Genomic DNA, 10,572 nt, shown 5'->3' on the forward strand with positions numbered 1-10,572 from the left:
CTGTTTTGACGCCTATACTTAAAGTAACTCATTTAAACAGAGGTATATTCATGTCAATCAAGAACAGGCTTTATCGTGATTTCATCTTGTTGTTAGTCGTCTTACAAATGTTAGAGATAATTCTGCCCATACATTTAACACTGTTGGTGGCTATCATCTCAGTACCAATCTTTATTCTCGGACTCAGCCGTTTGAGTCATTCATTCAAAATTGCTACTAGTATCTTCTTAGTTATGGGAATCATCTTATTATTGACCAGCAAACTTTCGTTAAATAGCTTTGCTAATTCAGTGACATCGATGATTGATATCGTAGTCTTGTTAGTAATCATGCAGTTATTTATGGTACCTGTGACGATGGGAAATTATCAGACAGCCGTCGAAGACTTTATGAAAAAGAAATTACATACACCAAAAGCCATTTATATATTTGTTATGGCTGTTACCCATCTATTATCCAGTATCTTATCGATGGGAACAGTTCCAATCGTCATCTCAGTTTTAGGTGACAGCATCAAGCAACGTGTCAATGATTACCAACAGTTTTCAGGAAAAGCTATCACCAGAGCTTTTACGCTTGGAACTCTCTGGGCTCCTGGCGCAGCTACGATCTTTTTGATCAGTACCGTGACTAAAGTTAAATGGAATGTACTATTTTTACCATGTATTATTTTAGGAATACTAGGTCTGTTCTTAGCCTATTTTTTGGAATCGAGACAAGATTTCTTTAAGAAGCCTCAAAGAACAAATAATTCTGAACAAGCATTTGAACAATCAAGTAAAGGACAATCATTGATCCCCGTTTTGGTTGCCATTGCAGGCTTATTGATTCTAAGCTTTATCTTCATGCATTTTAATATTGGAAGTTCCATGAATTCAGTTACTCTTGCCGGAATCATCACCATTGGAGTTTGGATTGTTTTGTTGTTGTTACCTAAAAACAGCCGTCAAGAACATTCTCAGTCATTGAACGTCGCTGTCAAAGAGTATTTAAATAATGGCGTCTTTAGTGGTGCCTCATTAGCACCATTCTTCATTGGTATTGGGACCTTTACTTACGGTTTTGAACACTCTGTCGTCAGTGCCATGTTGATCCAATTCCTCAAACCGATTTTTTCTCAGCTAGGTTGGGCTCTAGTTGTTTTGATTCCATTGATTGTAGTCTTATCATCATTAGTTGGGATTCATCCCTTAGCATCAGTTGCTCTGATTGGAAAAATTGTTATGTCCGCTCACCTTGTCTTATCCCCATTACTCATCGCTTTGAGTTTAAACATTGGAAGTGTGATAGCATACATGGTTTCGCCATTTGCCGGAATCATAATAATTGTGGCTTCATTATTGGAAGTCAAACCAACGACCATTTCCTTACGTTGGAACTGGCTGTTTTGTCTTTTGTTTGCGGCAGTCGGATTAACATTTTCAGTTTTGTTTAGCTTTATATATTGAGTACTTCAAAATTAATTTTATGATGATCATCCATAATTAGGTGCGTATCAAAAAAAAGAACAACTGCTAGTCAGTTGTTCTTTTTTGTCTAACTTATTAAAAAAACAGTTAAAATCATTTGAACTAGGATGTTGTACCTTATCTTTGGAGGAGACCGACCAGAGTCTATGGTTCTTATCAGTTACAACACAATTATTATAAACAGCCTTCGCATGACCTTAAAAGTTATCGATTGAAAGGTTTGCACTACTTACTATCAAGCCTACCCAAGATATAAGGCTAAGCATTATATCTCCTTTTTACTATGAGAGTTCTGTTAAATCAATTATTATATTATATGGATATAAATTGTAAAACTAGATTATAAAATATATAATTGTCTTGTATAAAATATATAAAAAAGGATAATTTCCAATTTTAGTTCCTCATTGGGAATAGAAGGTTATTGTTTATGAAAACTGCGATTTTTGAAAAACCCGGATTAGTGGACACCGAGGATGTTGAAAAGCCTACTATTCAAGCTGACGATGATGCAATTATCAAAATTGTCCGCACTTGTGTTTGTGGCTCTGATCTTTGGGCATACGCTCAAGGAGATCGTAAGGAGAAACATTCGATTAACGACGGTCATGAAGCACTGGGTATTGTGGAAGAGATTGGCTCAGCTATCAATACGGTCAAACCTGGTGATTTCGTGATTGTTCCATTCACCCATGGTTGTGGTGACTGTGCATCCTGTCGAGCAGGATTTGACGGAACTTGTGATCGTCACCAAGGAGGTAGTAATTGGTCGAACGGATTTCAAGCTGAATATGTCCGTTTCCGATACGCTAATTGGGCTTTGATCAAGATTCCAGGACAACCAGAGGATTATACTGAAGGCATGCTAAAGTCACTCTTAACTCTTGCCGATGTTATGCCAACAGGTTATCACGCAGCACGTTGTGCCAATGTACAGCCAGGAGACAAAGTTGTTGTTATTGGTGATGGAGCTGTCGGACAATGTGCTGTCATTTCTGCTAAAATGCGTGGAGCTTCGCAAATCGTTTTGATGAGTCGTCATGAAGACCGTCAACAGATGGCTCTACAATCTGGTGCTACTGCTATTGTCGCTGAACGTGGCGAAGAAGGAATTAAAAAGGTACGTGAAATCCTTGGTGGCGGTGCCGACGCAGCACTTGAGTGTGTAGGAATGAAGACGGCCTTTGAACAAGCTCTTGGTGTTCTACATAATGGTGGTCGCATTGGCTTCGTTGGTGTTCCCCACTATGACGATCATGCAATCGGTTCAACCTTTGCACAAAATATCGCCATTGCCGGTGGTTCAGCTTCAGTAACGACTTATGACAAACAATTCTTACTTAAAGATGTGTTGGAAGGTAACATTAATCCTGGTCGTGTCTTTACTCAAACTTATTCTTTAGATGACATTAACCAAGGTTATCAGGATATGCAAGCTCGTAAGACAATCAAAGCAATGATTCAACCATAATAGATGATTTATTAAATATGAAAAAGTGAGATGAAATTCCAATTATTTGGATTTTCATCTCATTTTTCTACTATTTCCATAATTTCCCTCACTTTCAATCCATACATCTCGTATGTTAGGACTAAGATAGTATATATCTAAAGAGTTTGTTTTAAAAAATTTGAACGTTTAATTAGTTTTACCAAATGAAAATCAAGAAGAAGACTTATATAATGTTATTAATCAGGATAGGAAAGAATTATCTAATTTGAAAAGTTACGCTCATTCATTTACTTACCTCCTTGCGAAATAACGTAAATCATATAATATACGAATTATTTCAGAATATAAATTAAGATAACTAATCTTAGGTTGTTTCAATATATTGTTCAATGGCCATTATTATTTGTCGGTTCTGTGGTAAATCAGAATGTTCCGCCCCAACACCTGAAACAGTTATTTGCGTATAATGTTTAACTTGCTTTTGGTAAATATAACGACCTGACAATACACTGTACAAAGGAACTAACCCGTCATTACTATAACTTTGAGTGCCAGCTAAAGAATACATATCAATTGATTTTGGAATGTATTTTTTGTTTGTAACCAAGTTTTCTAATAATTCAGTCTCACTTCTAACAGAAGAATCGTTCAAATTATACGGTGCAGCAATAGTCATAACCTTTTTTACAGTTAGTTAATGACTAGTCAAATTATGTTCCAGTGCATATGTGATAACCAGCCCACCATTTGAATGCCCAATTAGTGAAACCTTTCGAAATTCATATTGTTGTGATAAACATTTTAAAGCGTATTTTAACCAGTTAGCCTGCTCCTTTATATTTTTAAAACCATCTTTATTGTCTTCAAAAGCAATCACAATATAAGGTTGTTTATCACCTTTTTTTATTGTCCCACTATAGGAAATCGTATAATTTTTATTCACTAACACTCTTAACGAAGAATGAGGTATTTCTTCCCTTTTATTAATGTCTCTTATAAGAGAATCAAATCTATATTGCGTGGCATCACTACCTGGAACCAAAACTATGGGTTCAGTAACTGAGTTGCGTTGAATCTTCAAATTTGAAATATTCTGTTTAGTCCATTTATCAGATAACAAAATTAAAGTCATAAAGAAACATAGTAGACCTAATGAAACAATAATTTTTTTTAAGATTCGCAAATTAATCACCCCATCTATGATTCTCTAGACACACAAATTCAAAATTTATCTTTTAAAGGAGGACTAATTTTTGCATGCTCTAGATTAATTAGTTTCATCTCTGCTTTAACAAACGGTAGATATATCAAGCAAGAAACTATTAAGCAAAAAAGTCCTAATAGTAGGGTCAAAATGTTGCCCCCAGTGGCAATAAAACCCATCAGCGGTCCTGGCGTACCATTAGGCACTGGATAAACTGGTGTTGGGATAATATTATACTTTAAAAACGGATAGACAATGATCGTCGTTACTAAAGGACTCATTATAAAAGGAATTAGATAAATAGGCATATACATTATTGGAAATCCAACCATCACTGGTTCTGAGAAATTAAAAAACGTAGGTATGAACGACCAAGTTAATAACCTTCTCAAATGTTTATTTTCCCCTATGATGAGTACGACAATTACCAATGCTAGTAACATGCCATCACCACCCAAATGTACAAAACAAGAATATAACGTCGAGTAAGCGGTCGGATAAACTGCAGCTACAGGATGTGAAAATTTCAAAGCATGATTTAAATTTACCAATTGCGCTCGGGTACTAAAATCAAAAATAGAGTCTGTACTAATACCCATAAACTTACTGATACTTCTCAGAAAAATTATTAGTAACATTGGTATCAAACTGTAGTGATTATCAGTTAGATTTGTCTGAATTATGCTCTGAATGCGAACGTTTATTCCATTTGAGTAAATTTCAAAGTTTAATATTTTTAGAACTAAAATACCAAAGATGATACATAGAATAGGCCTAATGTTTGCCAATGTCGAAATTAACGAATTTTGATAATCATTATTATCCCTATTTACTTCGACTCTAAAAAAATCGAAACATTTACTAACTCCTAGTCCCGTTAGCAAGGCAAAAGTCACACCATGGATTATAAAAATTAATTCGTTACTTTGACCCAACTTAATGCTCAAAATAATAAAAGAAAATGCAGTCATTGCACCACAAGTTATATTATTATCTAGAGATTTAGCTACATTTCTTGAGAACTGGACAGCAATTATTGTATTGGCAAAAACTTGCAATAACTTAACTAATACAGTCAGTTGATTTATTAAAACAACATTACTTGCAACAAAGTGTTCTAAGTGAAATGTAACTACAAAAAATCCATTGTCAGTCATTAATGTTTGCAAGATTGTCTCAAGAAATCCATTAACAACAATTATCGGGAAAGCAACTATTAATGCGTTTTGCAAATAATTAAAACATTTTAAAGTACTGATTCTGTAAAGCCAACCAATTATGGGCCGATTATTATATTTTTTCATTGATTGTTTCACCATTTAGAATTACTTCCCATGTCAAATGTCAAAAAATCTGAATAATTAAATATATATTTAATAGGATTAAGATACTTGTTACCGTCCACGCAGAAATTTTCATCCAAGTGGGATTGACAAATCTATTACCCATTAACTCTCTACTATTAGTTAATTTGACAAGTGGAATAACGGCGAAAGGAAGTGCAATACTCAGAAAGACTTGGGAAAATGTCAATAGTGATTCAAGCTTAGCTTCATTTCCATGATAGTAAATGGCAAACGCCAATACTGGTGTTACTGATAGTAAGCGTGTTATTAACCTTTGTGCCCATAAAGGCATCTTTAATCTAATAAATCCCTCCATGATAACCTGTCCTGCCAAAGTTCCAGTAATTGTTGAACTTTGACCTGACGATAATAGAGCAACCGCAAACAACATACTTAAAAATGGGCTAGCTATTGAGCCAACAATTTGTTTGTTGCTCAGTGCATTAAATAGATCAACAAAATGCCCTAGATTACTGTCTTTACCATAGAAAAGTGCAGCACCCAAAATTAATAATAAACAGTTTACAATAAATGCAATTATTAATTGATTATTTGAGTCGATAGTACTAAATTTCAATGCTTTTGCTATTTCGTTATCATTTTTCCGATCAACCTTTCGAGTTTGTGAAATGGAAGACCCTAAATATAAATCATGAGGCATAACCGTTGCACCTACGATTCCTAATGACAGATACAACATGGAATGATTTTGTAAAATTCTCATTTGTGGAACTAAGCCTGTCAATATACCTAAAGGATCTGGTTTTGAAAGAAAAACTTCATATATAAAGACTAATAATATTACTAATACAAGTGTGGCAACTATTGCTTCAATCTTCCGAAAACCAAGCTTCATTAGAATTAAAAGTAGTAAAACGTCTGTCGCAGTTATTAAAATACCGACAACTAATGGAATTCTAAATAACAACTCTAATGCTATTCCTGATCCGATTATTTCCGCAACATCAGTGGCCATAATAGCCAGCTCAGCAATAATCCACAAAATGATTCCAACTGACTTAGATGTTTTCTCTCGTGTAAGCTGCGCCAAGTCCTTGCCAGTGACAATTCCAAGTTTTGCAGACATTACTTGCAGTAACATGGCAATTAAACTTGACAATAATATTACAGACAATAATGCATATTTATATTTCGCCCCTCCGGCAATGGACGTGATCCAATTACCGGGGTCCATGTATCCGACCGCAATCAACGTACCTGGACCCGTATATGCAGCCATTGTCTTCCAAAAACCTGCGTTTTTTGGGACATCTATGCTACCATTTATTTCATCTAAGCTTTTATTTTCCTTATTTACGAATTTCATATCTATGTCCTCTTTTCTTTGTACAGAAATTTGACTTTTCGAATAGAAATCCCTCAAGTTAAATATTTGTCGAGCGTTCAACAAATTAATGAAAATGTTTCGGTATCTTTACATATTGTCGATAGTAATGACGTTTATTAGGCTCTACAATATTAACGGGTGGGTAGTGACGATAAAATGTTTTTCTATCTACCCCTGACGTTAAGCAAGGCTTTGTAACGATAATGCCTTCGAGCTTTTGTCCATCCTCAATGAAATCAAATAAATGATTTACCAATTTAGCATCAGTTAGTTGATGTTGTTCTAGTGACATTTATTTTATCCTCTTTCATAAAAAACCTTGAAGATAAATTATCATTTGTTGAATTAAATAGTGGCAAACCAGGGATATGTTTGGTTTAACCACTATTCATGTCTTAAATTCGTTTTTACTAAGCTCAGAATTTTAAAAAAGGTGTAAATAAATTTTATGCTATGTCTTCTTTCCGTTTCTTAATGAGAGTAGATGCATACATGGCAATGATTGAAGCTATTCCAATGTACAACAAGCTCAACATTGAAGAACCAGTGATTGATGCATCTGTAATATACATCTGGTTAAGAATAAGATCGTAGGCAAATCGAATTGGAGTAATATCATAAACGTAATTATGATATAAGGGACTCAGCATTTGCGGAATGAAAGTAATGACTGCCATTGAACCTATCCAGATAATAAGCAATAGTGGCCATCCTTTTAGTCCAAGCAAATCGAGTACAGCTGACTGCAGTAGATAGAAAACAAATGATATACCACCAATCAGCAATAGAAATTGTTTTGGATCATGGATGGGAACGGAGTAGCAAACTTTTGTGAAGAAGTAAACTGATACAGCAATCGCAGCAACAATTGCTACGCCTGAAATTAATTGACTTGTGACACTAGTTAATGAAAGGCGACCATCACTACGTTTCTTTTCATTCTTACTATGGTCTCGCCAGTTCAATAAACTAGCAATAAGACTACCGAGCCAACAGAAGATGGTTACTAAGAATGGTGCCATACCATTTATTTCTTTGGTTGAAACTTTATTACGTTTTATAAGTGTTGCGTGAATTGGTGTTTGCAATTTAGACCAGTCTTGTGGAGAGAGCGTTAGCCCTGATTTATTTGCAACAGTTATATATTTGTTAGAAATCTTCTGATTTAGACGGTCAGTCATCTTTGGAAGTGCAGTAGTCAAAATGTTTGCAACTGTAACGTTACTTCCTTGACTGACGTATAAAGATACTTTTGCTTGTTTGGGAGTTTTCATGGTTAATGAATTTGCTAAGACTTTTTGTTGTTGGAATGGTGCCGTCTTAGCAGCCATTGGTGTTTTAACTTCCAGTGCGTCTAGTTTCTGAGTTATGATTTTACCTTTCAAATAGTCTGTTTGTTGATTGATATCTTTAGTAAATCCTGAATGAATGACAACGGCCCCGTAGTATTTTCCGGATGCAAAACCTTTAGTGAGTTCATTCGTGTGGTTTACATTGACCCATTTGATTTCAGAATTTTTCTTATAACTCTCTTTTTGTAATTTCTTAACAACATTATTAGCATCTTTTCCTTTATCGTTTACTACTAAAGCTAATGGTAAATGACGAACCTTAACTGTGCTTCTAGCTCCAACTTGCGCGAAGGCAAATAATCCAATTAATATAGCAGCGACTAACATGCAGATCCAGATGCTTTTTCTCTTAAATACACTGAACATTTTCACTGCCTCCTTTTTTTATTCTAGGGGTAGTTTATATTAATTTTTAAATTAAAAACATGGCCAAATTAATATGATTTGGGTCTTAATGCTACAGATAGCAGCAATATGTGTCATAAGGTTACAGAATTGACAAAATTGGTAATTGGTAATGGAGGAATCGATATGACAGATTTTAGAATGAAAAAAACTGACGATGTTATCAGAAAATCATTTGTTGACCTAGTAATAGAGAATGGGTTTGACAACGTTACTGTTAGTGATATTGCACTCAGATCTATGATCAGTCGTAAAACGTTCTATTTGCATTATGAGGACAAATTTGCATTGACAGATGCAATATTACAAGATATTCTTACGTGGCTTGATGAGACCTTGAAAAAAAAGCTATTACTCATAAATCAGGGAATTGTCTTAAATAACTCAATTAGTATACTAGAACCGGAACTTAGACAATTAATGAAGTGTTGGAGCAGACCAATAAAAGCGATAATGACAATTCCGCAAGCTAAAATGCAACTAATGGATGGTCTTAAAGATATTTTAGCTAATCATTTACAAGTAGGTCTCAAACATCCAGAATCAGATTTGGAATTAAATGTTATTGGTGGCATGATGTTAGGGATGATAAGATATTACTTGCAGACAAATGACTTTCCATCAAGCAAAGAAATCCAGCAATTATCAGACACTCTTAATTTGATATTTGTTACGTAGTATAGGTCAGTCACATCTTTTTCGAATATAAGCCGCAAATAACGCTTTAGAAGCCGGTATATATATTAAATCTATAGTCTAATCTATTCATGGAATCTAAAACACAGAAAAATCAGGACCAGAATTGTAATTTTTACAATCTTGGTCCTGATTTTTTTGGCTCTTTGTCAACAGCTGTTGATGAGGAATTTCCTTTTATTTTACATAAAAAACCAGAAATTAGGTGTTGATGGAATTCTCCATCAACACCTAATATTGTAGAGCCGTAATAAGTCATTCAGAGATTTATCAATATTTGTTAAATTTCCAAATTAAAGTAGATTGAATATTTTTAGTATTGAAGTGCACCCTCTCAATTGGAGACAATATGGAGAGTGTTTTTTCTATACATCTTGTTTAATAGGACGAATGATCAATTCATTAACGTCCATATTATTAGGGGCGTCAATTGCAAAGGCAATCGAGTTAGCAATGTTTTCAGCTGAAAGACCAATTTGTTTTTCGACATTGATTTCAGCTTTTTGATTGTCAGGATTATTGATTGATTTATAAAGTTCAGTTGAAACTGCTCCTGGTGAAACAATAGTTGTCCGGATATTGTTTTTGTGTTGTTCTTCGCGAAGTCCTTCCATGATTGCTCTTACAGCAAATTTCGAACCTTTGTAAACAGCTAAATTTGGAACAACAACATGACCGGCCAAGGAATCGGTTGCTAAGATATGACCATATTTTTGCTTGACCATAGTTGGCAACACAGCAGCTATACCATTGATAATCCCCATAATATTGACATTCAAAATCTGTCGCCATTCAGCACGAGCACAATTAATCAAGGCATTGACAGGCATTACCCCAGCATTGTTATATAAAGCATCGATATGTCCAAATTGTTTGTTGGCGGTATTAATCAAATCTTGAACTTCATTTAAATTAGTTACATCGACTTTTTGAGCAATGATTTGTTCGTCAGGGAATTCATTTTTCAATTCGTTTGGTTTTTCTAATCTTCTAGCTCCAATAACTAATTTAGCGTGTTTTTTTGCTAATTCTCTGGTTGTTGCTGCACCAATACCACTTGAAGCATCTGTAATAATAACAACTTTATCTTTAATACTCACTTAATTTCTCCTTATTACATTTCTTCATTGAATGACTACAGTATATGAATATTTGCTAGCTATGTTAAATACTTTGGCGAATTTTATAATCAAGTTAGCCACTTTCAATAAAATTCCAAAATAAAAACACCAAGACGAAAAAATCAGGTATCATTGGAGTTCTCCACAAACAATGAAAGAGGTTTTTCGTCTTGATGCA

Annotated in this window: 8 protein-coding genes and 1 pseudogene; 3 read left to right on the forward strand and 6 right to left on the reverse strand. The window is 34.5% G+C overall.

The features are described 5' to 3' along the window. Positions 1 to 50: 50 nt before the first annotated feature. Entirely contained in the window at positions 51 to 1,448 is a 1,398-nt protein-coding gene (locus FHL06_RS10550) for a hypothetical protein (protein ID WP_153386441.1), read from the forward strand. A gap of 451 nt (positions 1,449 to 1,899) precedes the next feature. Further along, on the forward strand, positions 1,900 to 2,940 hold the full coding sequence (locus FHL06_RS10555) for a zinc-binding dehydrogenase (protein ID WP_153386443.1): 1,041 nt from the start codon (positions 1,900 to 1,902) through the stop codon (positions 2,938 to 2,940). Between the two features lie 346 nt (positions 2,941 to 3,286). Here FHL06_RS10555 and FHL06_RS10560 read toward each other — a convergent pair. From FHL06_RS10560 to FHL06_RS10580, 5 genes and pseudogenes are all read right to left on the reverse strand, one after another. Then, a pseudogene (locus FHL06_RS10560) lies at positions 3,287 to 4,054 on the reverse strand (alpha/beta hydrolase). An 89-nt stretch (positions 4,055 to 4,143) separates the two neighbouring features. Further along, positions 4,144 to 5,445, reverse strand: a complete 1,302-nt coding sequence (locus FHL06_RS10565) for a PTS transporter subunit EIIC (protein ID WP_238334024.1) — start codon at positions 5,443 to 5,445, stop codon at positions 4,144 to 4,146. Positions 5,446 to 5,470: 25 nt separating this feature from the next. Beyond that, positions 5,471 to 6,799, reverse strand: a complete 1,329-nt coding sequence (locus FHL06_RS10570; RefSeq protein WP_153386445.1) for an Nramp family divalent metal transporter — start codon at positions 6,797 to 6,799, stop codon at positions 5,471 to 5,473. A gap of 85 nt (positions 6,800 to 6,884) precedes the next feature. Then, entirely contained in the window at positions 6,885 to 7,112 is a 228-nt protein-coding gene (locus FHL06_RS10575) for a hypothetical protein (RefSeq protein ID WP_238334025.1), read from the reverse strand. A 154-nt stretch (positions 7,113 to 7,266) separates the two neighbouring features. Continuing rightward, positions 7,267 to 8,538, reverse strand: coding sequence for a YhgE/Pip domain-containing protein (locus FHL06_RS10580; RefSeq protein ID WP_153386447.1), 1,272 nt, complete (start codon positions 8,536 to 8,538; stop codon positions 7,267 to 7,269). A 165-nt stretch (positions 8,539 to 8,703) separates the two neighbouring features. On the opposite strand from FHL06_RS10580, the gene FHL06_RS10585 reads away from it, so the two are divergent. Continuing rightward, complete coding sequence (locus FHL06_RS10585; protein ID WP_153386449.1) at positions 8,704 to 9,255, forward strand: TetR/AcrR family transcriptional regulator; 552 nt, start codon at positions 8,704 to 8,706, stop codon at positions 9,253 to 9,255. Positions 9,256 to 9,638: 383 nt separating this feature from the next. Here FHL06_RS10585 and FHL06_RS10590 read toward each other — a convergent pair whose 3' ends face one another. Further along, the gene (locus FHL06_RS10590) at positions 9,639 to 10,373 is read right to left on the reverse strand and encodes an SDR family NAD(P)-dependent oxidoreductase (RefSeq protein WP_162000176.1); all 735 of its coding nucleotides are present in this window, start codon (positions 10,371 to 10,373) and stop codon (positions 9,639 to 9,641) included. Positions 10,374 to 10,572 lie beyond the last annotated feature (199 nt).

Source organism: Companilactobacillus halodurans (genome assembly GCF_009600985.1).
GTDB classification, from domain to species: domain Bacteria; phylum Bacillota; class Bacilli; order Lactobacillales; family Lactobacillaceae; genus Companilactobacillus; species Companilactobacillus halodurans.